Source organism: Streptomyces sp. NPDC020845 (assembly GCF_044334165.1).
Lineage (GTDB): Bacteria > Actinomycetota > Actinomycetes > Streptomycetales > Streptomycetaceae > Streptomyces.
This window is the reverse complement of sequence record NZ_JBIRSJ010000002.1, coordinates 446,369-464,130: the sequence shown is the minus strand read 5'-3', so window position 1 is coordinate 464,130 and position 17,762 is coordinate 446,369. Positions and strand designations below refer to the sequence as shown.

The 17,762-nt window shown below is 72.9% G+C and carries 12 protein-coding genes and 1 pseudogene; 3 read left to right on the top strand and 10 right to left on the bottom strand.

Features of this window, described 5'->3' with window-relative positions; translation table 11 throughout:
* Nucleotides 1-42 precede the first annotated feature (42 nt).
* The 7 genes and pseudogenes from ACH4U7_RS05990 to ACH4U7_RS05960 form a co-directional block, all read right to left on the bottom strand.
* Nucleotides 43-1,056 (bottom strand): helix-turn-helix transcriptional regulator, encoded by a 1,014-nt coding sequence (locus ACH4U7_RS05990; RefSeq protein WP_398526776.1) that lies wholly within the window; start codon nucleotides 1,054-1,056, stop codon nucleotides 43-45.
* A 295-nt stretch (nucleotides 1,057-1,351) separates the two neighbouring features.
* Nucleotides 1,352-4,054, bottom strand: a complete 2,703-nt coding sequence (gene aceE / locus ACH4U7_RS05985; protein WP_398527006.1) for a pyruvate dehydrogenase (acetyl-transferring), homodimeric type — start codon at nucleotides 4,052-4,054, stop codon at nucleotides 1,352-1,354.
* Between the two features lie 146 nt (nucleotides 4,055-4,200).
* The gene (locus ACH4U7_RS05980; protein WP_089506224.1) at nucleotides 4,201-4,824 is read right to left on the bottom strand and encodes a GntR family transcriptional regulator; all 624 of its coding nucleotides are present in this window, start codon (nucleotides 4,822-4,824) and stop codon (nucleotides 4,201-4,203) included.
* A 154-nt stretch (nucleotides 4,825-4,978) separates the two neighbouring features.
* The gene (gene sucB, locus ACH4U7_RS05975; protein WP_398526775.1) at nucleotides 4,979-6,748 is read right to left on the bottom strand and encodes a 2-oxoglutarate dehydrogenase, E2 component, dihydrolipoamide succinyltransferase; all 1,770 of its coding nucleotides are present in this window, start codon (nucleotides 6,746-6,748) and stop codon (nucleotides 4,979-4,981) included.
* Nucleotides 6,749-6,795: 47 nt separating this feature from the next.
* Nucleotides 6,796-8,184 carry a dihydrolipoyl dehydrogenase gene (lpdA, locus tag ACH4U7_RS05970; RefSeq protein WP_398526774.1) on the bottom strand — a complete coding sequence of 463 codons (1,389 nt, stop codon included), beginning with the start codon at nucleotides 8,182-8,184 and terminating at the stop codon, nucleotides 6,796-6,798.
* 346 nt (nucleotides 8,185-8,530) lie between these two features.
* Nucleotides 8,531-10,081 (bottom strand): leucyl aminopeptidase, encoded by a 1,551-nt coding sequence (locus ACH4U7_RS05965; RefSeq protein WP_398526773.1) that lies wholly within the window; start codon nucleotides 10,079-10,081, stop codon nucleotides 8,531-8,533.
* A 466-nt stretch (nucleotides 10,082-10,547) separates the two neighbouring features.
* A pseudogene (locus ACH4U7_RS05960) lies at nucleotides 10,548-11,306 on the bottom strand (adenosylcobinamide-GDP ribazoletransferase); the annotation flags it as partial.
* 300 nt (nucleotides 11,307-11,606) lie between these two features.
* On the opposite strand from ACH4U7_RS05960, the gene ACH4U7_RS05955 reads away from it, so the two are divergent.
* Nucleotides 11,607-12,350, top strand: coding sequence for a hypothetical protein (locus tag ACH4U7_RS05955; protein ID WP_398526772.1), 744 nt, complete (start codon nucleotides 11,607-11,609; stop codon nucleotides 12,348-12,350).
* Between the two features lie 32 nt (nucleotides 12,351-12,382).
* On the opposite strand, the gene ACH4U7_RS05950 is transcribed toward ACH4U7_RS05955, so the two are convergent.
* Nucleotides 12,383-14,176, bottom strand: a complete 1,794-nt coding sequence (locus ACH4U7_RS05950; RefSeq protein ID WP_398526771.1) for a phosphatidylglycerol lysyltransferase domain-containing protein — start codon at nucleotides 14,174-14,176, stop codon at nucleotides 12,383-12,385.
* Nucleotides 14,177-14,199: 23 nt separating this feature from the next.
* Nucleotides 14,200-15,315: a nicotinate-nucleotide--dimethylbenzimidazole phosphoribosyltransferase gene (gene cobT, locus ACH4U7_RS05945; protein ID WP_398527005.1), complete on the bottom strand. Its 1,116-nt coding sequence runs from the start codon at nucleotides 15,313-15,315 to the stop codon at nucleotides 14,200-14,202.
* Nucleotides 15,316-15,452: 137 nt separating this feature from the next.
* Here cobT and ACH4U7_RS05940 point away from each other — a divergent pair, with 137 nt between their 5' ends.
* Nucleotides 15,453-16,025, top strand: coding sequence for a PH domain-containing protein (locus ACH4U7_RS05940; protein WP_398526770.1), 573 nt, complete (start codon nucleotides 15,453-15,455; stop codon nucleotides 16,023-16,025).
* A 7-nt stretch (nucleotides 16,026-16,032) separates the two neighbouring features.
* Here ACH4U7_RS05940 and ACH4U7_RS05935 read toward each other — a convergent pair whose 3' ends face one another.
* The gene (locus ACH4U7_RS05935; protein WP_398526769.1) at nucleotides 16,033-17,232 is read right to left on the bottom strand and encodes a bifunctional adenosylcobinamide kinase/adenosylcobinamide-phosphate guanylyltransferase; all 1,200 of its coding nucleotides are present in this window, start codon (nucleotides 17,230-17,232) and stop codon (nucleotides 16,033-16,035) included.
* 119 nt (nucleotides 17,233-17,351) lie between these two features.
* On the opposite strand from ACH4U7_RS05935, the gene ACH4U7_RS05930 reads away from it, so the two are divergent.
* Nucleotides 17,352-17,744, top strand: coding sequence for a VOC family protein (locus tag ACH4U7_RS05930; protein WP_398526768.1), 393 nt, complete (start codon nucleotides 17,352-17,354; stop codon nucleotides 17,742-17,744).
* Nucleotides 17,745-17,762 lie beyond the last annotated feature (18 nt).

The window sequence follows — 17,762 nt, the reverse complement described above, 5'->3', positions numbered from 1 at the left end:
GGGCGGCGGCGGGCGGCCGCCGCATGCTCTCTGGCGGCCCGACTACTGGTAGAGCTCCGCGGCGCGGGCGGCCGCCGCGGCGAAGCGCCGGCGCAGCTCCGGCGGGGCCAGCACCTCGGCCTCCGGGCCGAGGGTCAGTAGCTGCTCGTACGCCACGTCCAGCGACTCCACGGGCAGGGTGACGGTGATCCGCCCCTGCCCGTCGGGCCCGTCGGGATCCCCGGCCGCCCCGGCCGCCGCCACGGCCTCCTGGCCCGCCGTCCGGTCCGTCACATACGGCAGCCGCCGCGCGCCCTCCGCGGTCAGCCGCAGCACGACCTTCTCGCGCAGCAGCGAGCGGACGAACTGTGCGGCCCGCTCCTCCCAGAACGCGGGCAGGTCGAAGTCCGCCAGCCGCTCGAAGCGGCCGTGCCGGTCGAGTCTGCTCTCAGCAGCGGCGGTCGGCGAGACGGCGGTGAAGCGGTCCACCCGGTAGACGCGGAAGTCGCCGCCCCCGACCCGCGCCGCCAGGTACCAGACACCCGCCTTCAGAACCAGCCCGTACGGCTCCAGCTCCCGCTCCACCTCCGTGTCCCGGCGGCGGTAGCGGGCGGTGATCCGGCGGTCGTCCCATACGGCGTCGGCGATGGCGGGCAGCAGGTCCGGTGTCTCGGGCTCCTGCCACCAGCCGGGGGCGTCGAGGTGGAAGCGCTGGGCAGCGGTGTGCGAGGCGTCGCGCAGCTCCGGGAGGAGCGCGGCGGACACCTTCAGCCGGGCGGCGGAGGCGGCGTCCGCGAGCCCCATGCCACGCAGCGCGGCCGGCACCCCGGACAGGAACAGCGCCTCGGCCTCCGTACGGCCGAGGCCGGTCAGCCGGGTGCGATACCCGCCGACCAGGCGGTAGCCGCCGCTGCGGCCCCGGTCCGCGTAGACCGGGACCCCGGCCTCGGACAGCGCTGCCACATCGCGCGTGACCGTACGCTCCGAGACCTCAAGCTCCCGCGCCAGCTCGGCCCCCGTCATCGAGGGCCGGGACTGGAGCAGCAGCACAAGACGGATCAGCCGGGCGGCACGCATGCGCCCATCATGCCGCGCCCAGCCGTCCGCGACCGGGCGGGGAAAGTCAGCCCGCCCACGGCCGGGGCGCAGCCTCGAACGGGGTGTGCCCCCCCGGCCCCGCCGGGCTGCGGGGCGGGGGCTTGCCGGGGCGGAGCCCCGGGCCTGTTCCGCGCGGCCGGGACCGCGGCGACGCTGCGCCCCGTTCCGGCGGGAACGGGCCGGGACGCGCCGCGGCCACTGCCGGTGGCGCCTCGCAGGGGTGGGCTGGAGGGGCTGCCGGCAGTGGCCGGGGTGGGGGAGGGGACGAGGCCCCTCAGATGCCGTAGCGCTCGGCCGCTTCCTTCGCCGCCGTGGGCTTGACCTCGCCGCGGCGGGCGAGGCGGTTCAGGGCGGTGGTCACGATGGCCGGGGCGTCGACGCCGAAGTGGCGGCGGGCGGCCTCGCGGGTGTCGGAGAGGCCGAAGCCGTCTGTGCCGAGGGAGTACCAGTCCTGTTCGACCCACTGGCTGATCTGGTCGGGGACGGTGCGCATCCAGTCGCTGACGGCGAGGACCGGGCCCGGTGCGCCTGCCAGGGCACGGGTGACGTACGGGACCCGGTCTTCACCGTTGAGCTGCGCCGCGTCACAGGACAGGGCGTCACGGCGCAGCTCGCTCCAGGAGGTGGCGGACCACACGTCGGCGGCCACGCCCCAGTCGTCGGCGAGGAGTTTCTGGGCCTCCAGGGCCCAGTGGATGGCGGTGCCGGAGGCGAGGAGCTGGATGCGCGGGGCGCTCTCGTCCGTCAGCTCGGCCGACTTGTAGCGGTACAGGCCCTTGAGGATGCCCTCCTCGACGCCCTCGCCGGTGGGCATGGGCGGCTGGACCTTGGTCTCGTTGTAGACGGTCAGGTAGTAGAAGACGTCCTCGGCGTCCGGGCCGTACATCCTCCGCAGACCGTCCCGCACGATCGCGCCGACCTCGTACGCGAAGGCCGGGTCGTACGCGATCGCCGCCGGGTTGGTGGAGGCGATGAGGTGGGAGTGGCCGTCGGCGTGCTGCAGACCCTCGCCGGTCATCGTGGTGCGGCCGGCCGTGGCGCCGATCAGGAAGCCGCGGCCGAGCTGGTCGCCCAGCGCCCACATCTGGTCGGCGGTGCGCTGCCAGCCGAACATCGAGTAGAAGATGTAGAAGGGGATCATCGGCTCGCCGTGTGTCGCGTACGACGTCGCGGCGGCGGTGAAGTCGGCCATCGAACCGGCTTCGGTGATGCCCTCGTTGAGGATCTGGCCGTTGGCCGCTTCCTTGTAGTAGAGCAACTGGTCGCGGTCGACCGGGTCATAGGTCTGGCCGAGCGGGGAGTAGATCCCGGCGGTCGGGAAGAGCGACTCCATGCCGAAGGTGCGCGCCTCGTCGGGGACGATCGGCACCCAGCGGCGGCCGGTCTCCTTGTCCCGCATCAGGTCCTTGACCAGGCGGACGAACGCCATGGTGGTGGCGATCTCCTGGGTGCCGGAGCCCTTGGCCAGGGCCTCGAAGGGTTTGGCCGACGGCTCGGGCAGGGCGACCGGGTGGACCTTGCGGGCCGGGGCGGGGCCGCCGAGGGCGGCGCGGCGCTCCTGGAGGTAGCGCACCTCGGGGGAGTCGGCGCCGGGGTGGGCGTACGGGACCAGCTTGTCGTCCAGCGCGCTGTCCGGGATGGGCAGCTCCAGGAGGTCGCGCATGGCGCGGAACTCCTTGCCGGTCAACTTCTTCATCTGGTGGTTCGCGTTGCGCGACTCGAAGCCGGGGCCGAGCGTGTAGCCCTTGACGGTCTGGGCGAGGACGACGGTCGGGGCGCCCTTGTGCTCCATGGCCGCGCGGTACGCCGCGTACACCTTGCGGGGCTCGTGGCCGGCCCGGGAGGTGTGGAAGCACTCGGCGAGCCTGGCGTCGGTCAGGCCCTGGCCGAGCCGGGCGAGCTCGGGGTCGGCGCCGAAGAAGTGGTCGCGGATGTACGCGGCGTCGCGGGTCGCGTACGTCTGGAACTGGGCGTCGGGGACCTCGCGCAGCCGGCGCAGCAGCGCGCCCGAGGTGTCGAGGGCCAGCAGCTCGTCCCAGGCGGAGCCCCACAGAGCCTTGACGACATTCCAGCCGGCGGCGCGGAACTGCGCCTCCAGCTCCTGCACGATCTTGAAGTTGGCGCGCACCGGGCCGTCGAGCCGCTGCAGGTTGCAGTTGATGACGAAGGTGAGGTTGTCCAGGCCCTCGCGGCCGGCCAGGGCGAGCGCCGCGGTCGACTCGGGCTCGTCCATCTCGCCGTCGCCGAGGAAGGCCCATACGTGGGAGCCGGCGGTGTCCTTGATGCCGCGGTTCGCGAGGTAGCGGTTGAACCGGGCCTGGTAGATCGCGGAGATCGGACCAAGGCCCATGGAGACGGTGGGGAACTCCCACAGCCAGGGCAGCCGCCGCGGATGCGGGTAGGAGGGCAGACCCGAGCCGCCCGCCTCACGGCGGAAGTTGTCCAGGTGGGCCTCGGTCAGCCGGCCGTCGAGGAAGGCGCGGGCGTAGATGCCGGGGGAGGCGTGGCCCTGGATGTAGAGCTGGTCGCCCGACCCGTCGGTCTCCTTGCCGCGGAAGAAGTGCTGGAAGCCCGTCTCGTAGAGCCAGGCGGCGGAGGCGAAGGTGGCGATGTGACCGCCGAGGCCGTCACGGCTGCCGCGGGTGACCATCGCGGCCGCGTTCCACCGGTTCCAGGCGGTGATCCGCCGCTCCATGTCCTCGTCGCCGGGGAAGGAGGGCTCGGCGGCGGTGGGGATGGTGTTGACGTAGTCCGTCTCGAGCAGCGGGGGCAGCCCAAGACCGGCGGTCTCGGCGCGCTCCAGCGTGCGCCGCATCAGGTACGAGGCGCGGTGCGGGCCGGCGGCCCGGGTGACGGCATCCAGGGACGCGCCCCATTCGGCGGTCTCCTCGGGGTCGCGGTCCGGGAGCTGGTCGAGCTCGCTGGGCTGCTGCGGAACGGGCTGCTGGATGGGCTGCTTCCGGTTGGCTGCGGCCATCCCTCCGTTGACGAGGTCGGTCATGTCTCGACTGTAAATTCTGATCGATGATCGATCAAAGTACTTGAGGCCAAAAACTTCTCCGAAAGGCGAAATTGGCATTCCGTGCCGTGAAAGTAGGCACGGGGTGCAGCGCCAGATGGGTGTCAGGCGCGGGGCGCGCAGCCCAGGACGTGTTCCTTGACCAGCTCCGCCACCCGCGGGTCCCGGCGCCGGAACGCGTCCACGACGGCCTGGTGCTCCTCCGCGTACGACTCCTGGCGGGTGCCGAGCCAGCGGATGGACAGGGTGGTCCAGATCTCGATGCCGAGCGATTCCCAGGTGTGCAGCAGCACACTGTTGCCGGAGGCCCGGACCAGCTCGCGGTGGAAGGCCACGGTGTGCCGCACCTGGGCCTCCCCGTCGGATCTTCGGTCCGCCTCGTACAGCGCCGCCACCTCGGGTTCCAGGGCCGAGGTGTCCTCGGCCAGCCGGGGCGCGGCGAGCTCTGCGGCGATCTGCTCCAGACCGGCCCGCACCGGATAGATCTCCTCCAGGTCGGCGGCGGTCAGATTGCGGACGCGTACGCCCTTGTTGGGCGCGGACTCGATCAGCCGCAGCGTCTCCAGCTCGCGCAGGGCCTCGCGGACGGGCGTCTGGCTGACCTCCAGCTCGGTGGCGATCCGGCGCTCCACGATCCGCTCGCCCGGCTTCCAGCGCCCGCTGACGATGCCCTCCACGATGTGCTCGCGGATCTGCTCGCGCAGCGAGTGGACGACGGGATGGACCATGGCACTCCTCCGAACGGTACTGACATGACAATACGGCGGGCAGGCAGACGGCGGCGCCCCCGTCCGGATCTCTCCGGGCGGGGGCGCCGCCGTCAGCTGTGCCGATGTCGCCGATGTTGCCGACGCGTGTCGACGTATGCCGACTCGCGAGGGCTCAGAGGCCGAGCTCGACCTCGAACTCGCCGGCCTCCAGGATCTCCTTGACCGCCGTCAGGTAGCGGGCGGCGTCGGCGCCGTCCACCAGGCGGTGGTCGTAGGAGAGCGCGACGTACGTCATGTCGCGCACCGCGATCGTCTCGCCGAGGTCCGGGTGGTTGATGACCACCGGGCGGCGGACGGTCGCGCCGATGCCCAGGATGGCGACCTGGTTCGGCGGCACGATGATCGTGTCGAACAGCGCGCCGCGCGAGCCGGTGTTGCTGATGGTGAAGGTCGCGCCGGACACCTCGTCCGGGGTGATCTTGTTGGACCGGACCTTGCCCGCCAGCTCCGCCGTCTTCTTGGCGATACCGGCGAGGCTGAGGTCACCCGCGTTCTTGATGACCGGGGTCATCAAGCCCTTCTCCGCGTCGACGGCGATGCCGACGTTCTCGACGTCGAAGTAGGTGATGGTGCCCTCGTCGTCGTTGATCCGGGCGTTGATGGCCGGGTGGCTCTTCAGCGCCTGGACGGCGGCCTTGACGAAGAACGGCATCGGCGAGAGCTTGACGCCCTCACGCTGCGCGAACGACTCCTTCGCCTGGGCCCGCAGCCGCATGAGCTTGGTGATGTCCACCTCGACCACGCTGGTCAGCTGCGCCTGCGAGTGCAGGGCCTTCATCATGTTGTCGCCGATGACCTTGCGCATCCGCGGCATCTTGATGGTCTGGCCACGCAGCGGCGACGGGGCCGCGGCAGCGGCCTTCGGCGCCGCGGCCGGGGCGGCCGGGGCGGCCTGGGCCTGCGCGGCGGCGGCGGCCTTGGCGGCCTCCGCGGCGGCGATGACGTCCTGCTTGCGGATACGGCCGCCGACGCCGGTGCCCTTGACGGTGGCCAGGTCCACGCCGTTCTCCGCGGCGAGCTTGCGCACCAGCGGGGTCACGTACGCACCCTCGCCCTCAGCGGCAGCCGGAGCCGCAGCGGCCGGAGCCGGGGTGACCGGGGCCGGAGCGACGGGGGCCGGGGCGACCGGAGCGGGCGCCACCGGAGCCGGAGCGGGCGCCGGAGCGGCGGCCTGCGGGGCCGGGGCGACCGGAGCCGGAGCCGGGGCAGGCGCCGGAGCGGCCGGGGCCGGGGCGGGAGCCGCGGGGGCGGGCGCGGCGGCCGGAGCGGCACCAGCGGCACCGATCACGGCCAGCTTGGCGCCGACCTCAGCGGTCTCGTCCTCGGCGACCAGGATCTCGAGCAGGGTGCCCGAGGTCGGAGCCGGGATCTCGGTGTCGACCTTGTCGGTGGAGACCTCGAGCAGTGGCTCATCGGCCTCGACCGAGTCGCCGACCTCCTTGAGCCAGCGGGTGACCGTGCCCTCGGTCACCGACTCGCCCAGGGCGGGCAGCACGACGTCGGTGCCCTCGGCCGCGCCCGCGGGGGCGGCGGCCGGAGCGGGCGCCGGGGCCGGGGCCTCGGCGACGGGGGCCGGGACGGGCTCGGGCTGCGCCACGGGGGCGGGCTCGGCCGCGGGGGCGGGGGCGGCGGCCGGGGCCGCGCCGCCGTCGTCGATGACGGCCAGCTCGGCGCCGACCTCCACCGTCTCGTCCTCGGCCACCTTGATGGAGGTGAGCACACCGGCCGCGGGGGCCGGGATCTCGGTGTCGACCTTGTCGGTGGAGACCTCGAGCAGAGGCTCGTCGGCCTCGACCCGCTCACCCTCGGCCTTCAGCCAACGGGTGACGGTGCCCTCGGTCACGCTCTCGCCGAGCGCCGGCAGGGTTACGGAAACCGCCATGGTTTCGGTTGCTCCTAACGATCTGTACGGATTGTTCGCGCTCGGGATTAGTCGTGGGCGTGCAGCGGCTTGCCGGCCAGAGCCAGGTGGGCCTCGCCGAGCGCCTCGTTCTGCGTCGGGTGGGCGTGGATGAGCTGCGCGACCTCGGCCGGCAGCGCCTCCCAGTTGTAGATCAGCTGAGCCTCGCCGACCTGCTCGCCCAGGCGGTCACCGACCATGTGGACGCCGACGACGGCGCCGTCCCGCACCTGGACCAGCTTGATCTCACCCGAGGTCTTCAGGATCTTGCTCTTGCCGTTGCCCGCGAGGCTGTACTTGAGGGCCACGACCTTGTCCGCGCCGTACAGCTCCTTGGCCTTGGCCTCCGAGATGCCGACCGAGGCGACCTCGGGGTGGCAGTAGGTGACCCGCGGCACACCGTCGTAGTCGATCGGCACGGTCTTGAGACCGGCCAGCCGCTCCGCCACCAGGATGCCCTCGGCGAACCCGACGTGCGCGAGCTGAAGCGTGGGCACCAGGTCGCCGACGGCCGAGATGGTGGGCACGTTGGTCTGCATGTACTCATCGACGAGGACATAGCCGCGGTCCATCGCGACCCCGGCCTCCTCGTAGCCCAGGCCCTGCGAGACCGGGCCGCGGCCGACGGCGACGAGCAGCAGCTCGGCCTCGAAGGTCTTGCCGTTCTCCAGCGAGACCTTCACACCGTCGGCGGTGTGCTCGACGCCCGAGAAGCGCGCGCCGAGAGAGAACTTGATACCGCGCTTGCGGAAGGCGCGCTCCAGCAGCTTGGAGCTGTTCTCGTCCTCGACCGGGACGAGGTGGGGAAGCGCCTCGACGATGGTGACGTCGGTCCCGAAGGACTTCCACGCGGAGGCGAACTCGACGCCGATGACGCCGCCGCCCAGCACGATCGCGGACTTCGGAACCCGGTCCAGGACCAGCGCGTGGTCGGAGGTGATGACGCGCTCGCCGTCGATCTCCAGACCCGGCAGGGACTTGGGCACCGAGCCCGTGGCGAGCAGGATGTGGCGGCCGGTGTAGCGCTGGCCGTCGACATCGACCGAGGTCGGCGAGGACAGTCGGCCCTCACCGGTCACATAGGTGACCTTCCGGGAGGCGATCAGGCCCTGCAGACCCTTGTACAGGCCCGAGACCACGCCGTCCTTGTACTTGTGCACGCCCTCGATGTCGATGCCCTCGAAGGTGGTCTTCACACCGAACTCGGCCCCTTCACGGGCCTGGTCGGCGATCTCACCGGCGTGCAGCAGAGCCTTGGTGGGGATGCAGCCGCGGTGCAGGCAGGTGCCGCCCACCTTGTCCTTCTCGATCAGGGCGACGTCCAGACCCAGCTGCGCCGCGCGCAGGGCAGCGGCGTAACCGCCGCTACCGCCTCCGAGGATCACTAGGTCGAAAACGGTGCTGGCGTCGTTCGCCACGTCACGTCCTCCATGCATGGTGCGCCGGGGCCGGCCCTCGTTGGCCGGGCGGCTGTTGTTCGGCCGCGTGTTGCTTTCGGCCCTGGTGTCGGGGGCCCTGTCCTGCCGAGACAACATCTTCGCACTTGTTGACGGGAGGCGGGACGCGGGGCCGCTGTGTGAGATATCTCCAAACCCCTGTTCAGGGGTTACTCGCGCGTACTGCGTGCGTAGAAGGGGACGGATTTCGTTTACGGCGAAATCCGCGGGCCCGCGCGGAGCGGCCGGGGCGGGGTGGCCGGGAGGCCGCCGTGCGGAGCGGCCGGGTCCCGGCTGACGACGTCGTCAGGACCCGGCCGGTGGCGGCTCAGCCCAGGTCGCCGTCCGCGGTGCGCTCGGCCAGCCGCACCAGGGTGCGGATCGCGGAGCCCGTGCCGCCCTTGGGGGTGTAGCCGAACGGACCGGACTCGTTGAAGGCCGGACCCGCGATGTCCAGGTGGGCCCAGACGGTGCCGTCCTCGACGAACTCCTTCAGGAAGATCCCGGCCACCAGGCCGCCGCCCATCCGCTCACCCATGTTCGCCAGGTCGGCCACCGGCGAGTCGATGCTCTTGCGCAGGTCCGCGGGGAGCGGCATCGGCCAGGCCTGCTCGCCGGCCTCCTCCGCGATCTCGTGCAGCGAGGTACGGAACGCCTCGTCGTTCGCCATGATCCCGAACGTACGGTGGCCCAGCGCGAACACCATCGCACCGGTCAGCGTCGCCACGTCCACGACGGCGTCCGGCTTCTCCTCACAGGCGCGGGTCAGCGCGTCGGCCAGCACCAGCCGGCCCTCGGCGTCGGTGTTCAGCACCTCGACGGTCTTGCCGCTGTACATCGTCAGCACATCGCCGGGGCGGGTGGCCGAGCCCGACGGCATGTTCTCGGCGAGCGCCAGCCAGCCGGTCACATTGACCCGCAGGCCCAGCTTCGCGACGGCCACCACCGTGGCGAACACGGCGGCCGCGCCGCTCATGTCGCACTTCATGGTCTCGTTGTGGCCGGCCGGCTTCAGGGAGATGCCGCCCGAGTCGTAGGTGATGCCCTTGCCCACCAGGGCCAGGGTCTTCTCCGCCTCCGGGTGCGAGTAGGCGACCCGGACCAGGCGCGGCGGGGCGTCCGACCCCTGGCCGACGCCCATGATGCCGCCGTACCCGCCCTTCTTCAGCGCCTTCTCGTCCAGCACCTCGGTCTTGAGCCCGTGCTCCTTCGCCGCCTCCAGCACGGTGGCGGCGAAGATCGCGGGGTTGAGCAGGTTCGAGGGGGTGTTGATCAGGTCGCGGGCACGGTTGATCTCGGCGGTCAGGGCGATGGCGCGCTCGGCCGCCGCCTTGAACTCCTTGTCGCGCGGCTTGCCGCCGATCACGGCGACCTCGGCGAGCGGGGCGCCGTTCTTCTTGTCGCCGCTCTTGGGGTTGGCGTTCTTGCCGCCGTTCTGGTTGGCCTTCTGGTTCGCCTTGTACGAGTACGCGCCGAGCAGCGCGCCCTCGGCGACGGCGGCGGCGTCCGCCGCGTCCGCCACCGGCAGCGCGAACGCGCCCTTCTTCGAACCGGACAGCGCGCGAGCGGCCGCACCGGCCGCGCGGCGCAGCGCCTCGGCGTCGTAACCGTCGCCCTTGGCCGGGGCGTCGCCGAGTCCGACCGCCAGCACGACCGGGGCCTTGAGGCCGGACGCGGCGGGCAGCTTGGTCACCTCGCCATCCGCGCCGGTCGCCCCGAGGGTCTCCAGGACGGAGGCCAGCTTCCCGCCGAAGGCCTGGTCCACGGCCTCGGCGCCGGGGGCGACGACGGGGCCCTTGGCCCCCTTCGCCACGCCGACGACGACGGCGTCCGCGCGCAGCGTCGCGGCGGAGGAGGTGCTGAGAGTCAGAGAAGTCACGGTGATGGGGTCCCTCTTCCGGATAGTTCCTCGGCCGACGTGGGGTGTCCCCGTCGAGACAGGGACGGGCCAGCCGCGCCCTCGGCATCGTATGCGCGGGTCACCAGGTGCCCGAGCGGCGGGCTGTCGCGGGCCATCGCGAGGGTAACTCTCCCGACGCCACCGGCGCGCGGGCTCGCGAGGACGGACGAGTTACGGACACCCTCGCCGGCAGCACACCCGGTGGCCGCCTGCGGGGCCTTCGCGTGTGGTGCGGCGGTGCGGCGGTGGGGGTGTGGTGGGGATGCGCGCGGCGAGGGCCGCCCGCTTCTGCCCGCGCCGCCGGAGGGGAGCCGCGCCGTCCAGTCCGTGGACGGGGGTGGTGGCGCGTGGAGGTGTGCGGCGGCGCGGGGTGGGCGATTGGCGCGGTGGCGGTGGTGGTGGATGCCTGGGCGGGGGCGGTGTCCGGCGGCGTCGGGTCGGGCCGTCAGCCGAGGGCGGTGGCGATCAGGGCCGTCGTGGTGGCCGTTTCGGCGAGGGCGCCGAAGACGTCGCCGGTGATGCCGCCGAAGCGACGGCGGCAGTGGCGCAGGAGGAGTTCCGCGGCGCCCAGCGCGGCGAGGACGGCGAGTGCGTGGTGCACCGCCCCGTACGCGCCGAAGGCCGCGCCGCCCACCGCGCATACGACGACGGACACCGCCGCCGCGCCCAGCGCGGGCCCGGTGGGCACCGACCCCGCGACCGCCGCGCCCAGCCCTTCCGGCCGCGCCGCGGGAACCCCGTCGCGCGCCGCGAGCGTCAGCGCGCACCGCGCCGCCACCCCGGCCGTGGCCGCCGCCACCGCGCCCTGCGGCCAGCCCGCCCCGTACAGCTCGGCCAGCGCGGCCACCTGCGCGAGCAGGACGAACAGCAGGGTGATGACCCCGAACGGCCCGATGTCCGACTGCTTCATGATGCGCAGCGCGTCGTCCGCCGGCTTGCCGCTGCCGAGGCCGTCGGCGGTGTCGGCGAGCCCGTCCAGATGCAGCCCGCGGGTCAGTACGGCGGGCACCGCGACCGTGCCCACCGCGGCCAGCAGCGCGCCGCCGCCCAGGAGCAGCAGCGCCGCGCCCACCGAAGCCGCGCAGAGCCCGACCGTGAGCCCGGCCAGCGGGGCGCACAACATCCCGGCGCGCGCCGCCTCGCGGTCCCAGCGCGTCACACGTACGGGGAGGGCCGTGAGCGTGCCGAAGGCGAAGCGGACCCCGTCCTCCCAGGAGGCGCGCGGGGGGTGGGACGGGGGCGGAGGGTTCGACGGGGGTGCGGGGCGGGGTGGCTCGGTGGGCTCGTCCGACTCGGTTGGCTCGCTCCGTTGGTCCGGCTCGGGCGGCTCGGTCGGCTCGGTCGCAGCCTCAGGCGTGTCCGTGGGCTCCGGAGGCGCGGCGGGCCGTGGCGGGGCCGTGGGTCTCGGGGGCTCCGAGGGTCCCGGGGGCCCGGGCGGGCGTGCGGGGGACTGCTCCGGCGTGGTGTCCATCGGGTCGCAGGCTATCGCGCACCCTGAAAGGCCATGGGGCATTGGTGGTATCGGAACATCGTGGAGCCCGGCAAGCTGCCGCTGCTCCTCGCCCTGACCTCGTTCATCCTCTCGTTCGTGATCACCCGCACCATCACCCGGCTCATCAGGGCCGGCAAGGGGCCGTTCCGCAACATCGCCCCCGGTGGGCTGCATATTCACCATGTCGTCCCCGGCGTCGTGCTCACCGTCATCGGCGGCTTCGGCGCGATCGCCAGTGCGCAGACCGAGGTCTGGGGGTACCTGGCGGCGGTGGTGTTCGGGGTGGGCGCGGGGCTGGTGCTCGACGAGTTCGCGCTGATCCTGCACCTCCACGACGTGTACTGGACCGAGCAGGGGCGGCAGAGCGTCGAGGTCGTCGTGATCACCGCGGCACTGGTCGGCCTGGTGCTGAGCGGCTTCCTGCCGTTCGGGGTGAACGAAGTGTCAGCCGCCGAGCGCCACGACCGCGGCGCGGTGATCGTGAACGTCAGCGTCAACTTCCTGTTCGCCCTGTTCGCGCTGGCCAAGGGCAAGCCGCGGATCGCGGTGCTCGGTGTGCTGGTGCCGGTCCTGGCGCTCGTCGGCGCGGTCCGGCTGGCGCGGCCGGGGTCGCTCTGGGCGCGGCGCTTCTATCGCCGCAGGCCGCGGGTGCGTCGGCGGGCGCAGCACCGGGCGGAGCGGCATGACGCGCGCTGGAGCGGGGTGCGGCGGCGGTTGCAGGACTGGATCGGCGGGTTCTCCGAGCCGGGCTCCTGACGGCCGTCGGCCCCCGTAGCTCATCCATCCCGTCAACGCGGCGACGCGCGACGTGCCGCCGTCGTCTCCAAGCGCTTGCGGTTCAGCCACTTGGGCAGCCCCGGCGCCTCCAGGAACCCCTCGGCCCGCGCCGCCGCGATACCGATCCGCGGCAGGTCGGTGCTCTTCTCGAAGAGCAGATAGCGGGGCTCCCAGATCGGCCGGTACTTGGCGTTGGCGCGGTAGAGCGATTCGATCTGCCACCAGCGGGAGAAGAAGCTGAGCAGCGAGCGCCACAACCGCAGTACGGGGCCGGCGCCCAGCCTGGACCCGCGCTCGAAGACGGACCGGAACACCGCGAAGTTCAGCGAGATCTGGTCGGCGCCGACCTCCTTCGCCCGCTGGATCAGCTCCAGCACCATGAACTCCATCAGCCCGTTGTCCGAGTCCCGGTCGCGCCGCATCAGGTCCAGGGAGAGCCCGTGCGAGCCCCAGGGCGCGAAGCTGAGCATCGCGCGCGGCCTGCCGTCACGGTCGGCGCAGTCCAGCAGCACACAGCGGCCGTCAGCGGGGTCGCCGAGCCGGCCCAGCGCCATGGAGAAGCCGCGTTCGGTCTCGCCGTCCCGCCAGTCGTCGGCGAGCCGCAGCAGTTCGGCCATCTCCTCCTCGGGGATGTCCCCGTGGTGGCGGATGCGGACCGTGTAGCCGGCGCGCTTGACGCGGTTGTAGGCCTGGCGCACGGTGCGCATCGCGCGCCCCTCCAGCGTGAACTCCCCGGTGTCGACGATCGCCTCGTCCCCGAGTTCGAGGGCGTCCAGGCCGTGCCGCGCGTACACCGTGCCGCCCTCCTCGCTCGCGCCGATCACGGCCGGGGTCCAGCCGTGTTCGCGGGCCTCGGTCAGCCATCGGTCGATCGCGCCGGGCCATGCCTCCAGGTCGCCGATGGGGTCGCCCGAGGCGAGGGAGACGCCGCTGACCACCCGGTACGTCACGGCGGACTTGCCGGTCGGCGACCAGATGACGCTCTTGTCGTGGCGCAGCGCGAAGTAGCCGAGCGAGTCGCGGTCGCCGTGCCGCTCCAGCAGCGCGCGCAGCCGGCGCTCGTCGTCCGCGGAGATCGGGTCGACGACGCGGCGGGAACGGAAGGCCACGTACAGCACGAGCAGGAGCAGCGCCGTGCTCATGATGTTGATGGCCACATTCGCCCAGCCCGGGGTCTGGATCCCCTCGAAGCGGCCTTCCAGGGCCGCGAGCGAGATCAGCCGCAGCGTGCCGTAGTGCCAGCGGTCCAGGAACGAGGAGCGGTAGTCGTCGGGCGCGGTGTTGGTGAGGGTGACCAGCGCGGTCGCCAGCAGCGAGCCGATCAGCAGCCCGCTCACCGCGACGACGGCGGCGAGCTTGGGGTTCGAGCGGTCCCCCTTGGCGTAGAACTCGCGGCGGCCGATGAGCAGGGCGATGACGAAGACGGCGGTCAGGCCCAGCGAGATCCAGTTCTGCGGGTGGCGGGCGACCGGCGCCTGGGTCAGGGCGAGGGCCAGCAGCGGGACGGTCAGCCCGCCGAGGACGAGGTTGAGGATCCAGGCGGCGCGCTTGCGGCGGCGCATGGTGGTCGCCAGGAACATCGAGAAGGCGCCGGAGAAGAAGCCCGCGGTGAGGAGGTACGGGGTGAAGTACTGGTCGACGTTGTGGCGCCGGATGTCGTTGCCGAAGGAGACCCACACCGCGCCGAGGAAGTTCAGCGCGGTGACGGCGCGCAGATACCAGACGGCGAAGGCGGCGGAGCGGCGCGGCCAGGGGCGGCCGCGCCGGGTGGCCTCCGCGGTCGGCTTCGGACGGACATCTCCCATGTCGTGAGCATATGGGGAGGAGGTCAGGTGATGTCGTCCGCCGCCGGGGCGGCGGTGTCCTGCCTGTCGGCCCGCCCGTCGGCCCGCTCGTCGGGCGCCGGGTCGGGCCGCTCGGGCAGCTCCGCGGCGAGCGCCGCGGCCGCCTGTACGAGTGGCAGGGCCAGCAGTGCCCCGGTGCCCTCGCCCACGGTGACGCCGTGGTCGAGCAGCGGGTCGAGCGCGATCCGGTCGAGCGCCTTCTCCTGGGCCGGTTCGCCGCTGTTCTGCCCGGCCAGCCACCAGTCGGGCGCGCGGAACGCCACGCGCTGCGCGACGAGCGCGCAGGCCGCGGAGACCACACCGTCGAGGATGACGGGGGTGCGGCGTACGGCGCTCTGGAGCAGGAAGCCGGTCATCGCGGCGAGGTCGGCGCCGCCGCTGGTCGCCAGCAGCTGCAGCTGGTCGCCGAGGACGGGGCGGGCGCGGCGCAGCCCGTCGCGGATGGCCGCGCATTTGCGCATCCAGGCGAGGTCGTCGATGCCCGCGCCGCCGCGGCCGGTGACCACGGAGGCGTCGGTGCCGCAGAGCGCGGCGATCAGGGTGCCGGCGGCGGTGGTGCCGCCGACGCTCACATCGCCGAGGACGACGATGTCCGTACCCGCGTCGGCCTCTTCGTCGGCGATGGCCATGCCCGCCCGGAAGGCCTGCTCGGCCTCCTCCAGGGTCAGCGCGTCCTCGATGTCGAGGCGGCCGGAGCCGCGCCGGACGCGGTGGCGGGTGACCTCCTTGGGGAGGTCGTCGGGGTCGCAGTCCAGGGACATGTCGACGACGCGTACGGGCACGTCGTAGCGGCGGGCCAGGATCGCCACGGGGCTCTCGCCGTCGAGTACGGCGCGTACGAGCCGGTGGGCGGTGGAGGCGGGACGGGCGGACACGCCCAGCTCCGCCACGCCGTGGTCGCCGGCGAACAGCACGACCCGCGACCGCTCGATGGGCTTGACGGGCACCCGCTGCTGGGCGGCCGACAGCCACTCACCCAGCTCGTCCAGGCGCCCGAGTGTCCCTGGGGGCAGCGTCAGCCGCTCCCGGCGCTCTTCGGCATCGCGCCGGACGCCGCCGTCGGGACGCTCGATCAGGTCGACGAAGTCATCGAGATTCAGACCGCTCACGGGCGAAACCCTACCGGGGGTACCCCGATGGTGTGGTTGGAGTGCGCGAGCGGGACCCCTCCCCGTACTCCGGCGCTAGCGTTGCCGGGCTCGGGTGCCGACGGAGGAAGGGTCAGGAGGGGGAGAGGATGGCCGGGACGGGAGAGGACCGCCCGCGGGTCCGTAAGTACCGTGCGCCACTTTGGTTGTGGGTGATCGTCATGGTCTTCTTCGGGGGCTTCGGCGTGACGGTGCTGGGGTCGGCGTCTGAGGAGGGCATACCCGTCGCCGCGATGGTGTTGGCCGCGTCGGTGGTTCCGCTGGTCTTGGTAGTGCTCGTGGGGTTCTGCCTGAGCAGGACCGTCGTCGACGAGGACCATGTCGCCGTCCGCAGGGTGTTCCGGACCCGGAGGACGGCCTGGCGCGACATCCAGGGCATCGAGATCGAGGACGGTACGGCCGCGGTGGTCGATGGGGGGCAGCCCACGGGGACGGTCGTGGTCCACCACCGCGACGGCCGGAGGATCGCCCTTCCCTATCTCTACGACAGGCCAGGGCGGTCGGTGCACCAAGAGGTACTGGCCATGCGGGCGACATGGGAGCGGCGGCGCGGCGACGACTGGACGCCGCTGTCAGAGGCCGAAGCCGCGGCGGCGAAGGCGGAGACGGATGCGCGGACGAAACCCAACCGTCCCTGGCAGCCGCCCGGCCCAGGAGTGTGAAGCTCCTTCAGCCCCGCAGGGGGAGGGCCTGGCCGGCCACGACCAGGAGGACCTGTTCGCACTCGGCCGCGAACGCCGCGTTCAGACGGCCGAGTTCATCGCGGAAGCGGCGCCCCGACGCGGTGGCGGGGACCACTCCGGAGCCCACCTCGTTGCTGACGGCGACCACCGTGCGGGTGGTGGCCCGGAGGGCGGAGACCAGGGCGTCGACGCGTTCGTGGAGGGCGCGCCTGCCGCCGTGGGCCCAGGTCTCGTCGTCCCAGGCGCCGACCGAGTCCATCGCGTCGGTCAGCCACAGCGCGAGACAGTCGATCAGCAGCGGCCCGCCGTCCTGCGCGAGCAGCGGCGGCAGATCGCAGGTCTCGGTGGTGCGCCAGGAGCCGGGGCGGCGCTCGCGGTGGGCGGCGATACGCGCGGCCCAGTCGGGGTCGCCGTCGCGGGTGCCGCCGGTGGCCACGTACAGGACATCGGGGAACGCCGCGAGCCGCCGTTCGGCCTCCAGGGACTTACCGGAACGCGCGCCACCCAGGACGAGCGTACGGCGCGGCAGATCCGGCACCGCGTGGTACTCCCCGACGACGACCGTCTCCCCGTCCGGCACGGCCCGCGCCCCCACCGCCGCGAGCCGGCGGCGCAGCTCGGGGCCGGGCGGGACGGTGTGGTCGAGGTGGACGGCGAGGAGGTCGGTGGTCGGGCCGACCGCCCCCGTGGCGCGGAGATGGGCCAGCGCGCCGGGGCGGCCGAGGACGTCCAGCAGCACCATGTCGTAGGGCTCGGCGGAGTCGGTCAGCCCGGCCGGGGCCGCGCCGGGCGGGAGATAGAGGAGGCGAGTGGAGTCGGGGCCGGTGACCTCGTAACCGGTGCCGGGGGAGTCCAGCGGAACGGCCCGCACCCGGTGCCCACTGATCAGGGCCAGCTCCCGGCCGTCGGGGACCCGGCCCGGCGCGGGCAGCCCCGGGGGGAACTCGACGGCCGGACCCTCGTGGGGGTGCGAGAGAAGCACCTGTACGACCCCGGTCAGCGAGTATCCGGCTCGCGCGGCGGCGAAGGCCGCGCCGGGGGTGAGGTCGAGCAGGAGCGCGCCGTCGATCAGCAGGGCGGTCGCGGCCCGCGCCTCGTCGCGCACGGCGACGGCACAGGCCGCGCAGGGGCAGCCGTGGCGAGGCAGCCCGGCGGGGGCTCCGGTGCCCAGGAGAGTGAGTTCCACGCCCTGATCGTCTCGCGTCCCGGTGCGGCGGGCGCGCTTGGGCTGTCCCTTCGGGTCCGCCGGCGTCCATAAGATCGGGGCCGAGTGGTCGCGCTGCCGCTCTCCGAAAGGGGACATCCATGGAACTCGCCCAGGTCCGCCTTCTCATCGCGGACTTTCCCAGCTGCTACCGCTTCTACCGGGATGTACTGGGGCTGAAGCCGCAGTTCGATGCGGAGGACGGCCCATACGCGAAATTCACTCCCGACGGTGGCACCGCGGGCATCGCCTTGCAGGACCGCACACAGATGACCCAGGTGCTGGGCGAACTCGCCGCTGAGCCGACCGGCTACCGGTCCCTCGTCGTCCTGCGGGTTGACGACATAGACCGCTACTGCGAGGAGATCACCGCGCGAGGAGCCGTGCTCGTCCATGGTCCGGCCCCTATGACGGACCGCATGAGCGTCGCCCACCTCATGGATCCAGCGGGAAACCTCGTCGAACTCCAGGAGTGGCTGGTCCTACGCGGGTGACATGCCATGACCGAATCG

Excerpts from the sequence above, each read along its gene's own strand:
- ACH4U7_RS05930 (WP_398526768.1), top strand. The coding sequence starts at position 17,352 with ATGGAACTCGCCCAGGTCCGCCTTCTCATCGCGGACTTTCCCAGCTGC.
- ACH4U7_RS05980 (WP_089506224.1), bottom strand. The coding sequence starts at position 4,824 with ATGGTCCATCCCGTCGTCCACTCGCTGCGCGAGCAGATCCGCGAGCAC.
- aceE (WP_398527006.1), bottom strand. The coding sequence starts at position 4,054 with ATGGCCGCAGCCAACCGGAAGCAGCCCATCCAGCAGCCCGTTCCGCAG.
- ACH4U7_RS05940 (WP_398526770.1), top strand. The coding sequence starts at position 15,453 with ATGGCCGGGACGGGAGAGGACCGCCCGCGGGTCCGTAAGTACCGTGCG.
- ACH4U7_RS05950 (WP_398526771.1), bottom strand. The coding sequence starts at position 14,176 with ATGGGAGATGTCCGTCCGAAGCCGACCGCGGAGGCCACCCGGCGCGGC.
- ACH4U7_RS05990 (WP_398526776.1), bottom strand. The coding sequence starts at position 1,056 with ATGCGTGCCGCCCGGCTGATCCGTCTTGTGCTGCTGCTCCAGTCCCGG.
- sucB (WP_398526775.1), bottom strand. The coding sequence starts at position 6,748 with ATGGCGGTTTCCGTAACCCTGCCGGCGCTCGGCGAGAGCGTGACCGAG.
- ACH4U7_RS05955 (WP_398526772.1), top strand. The coding sequence starts at position 11,607 with ATGGGGCATTGGTGGTATCGGAACATCGTGGAGCCCGGCAAGCTGCCG.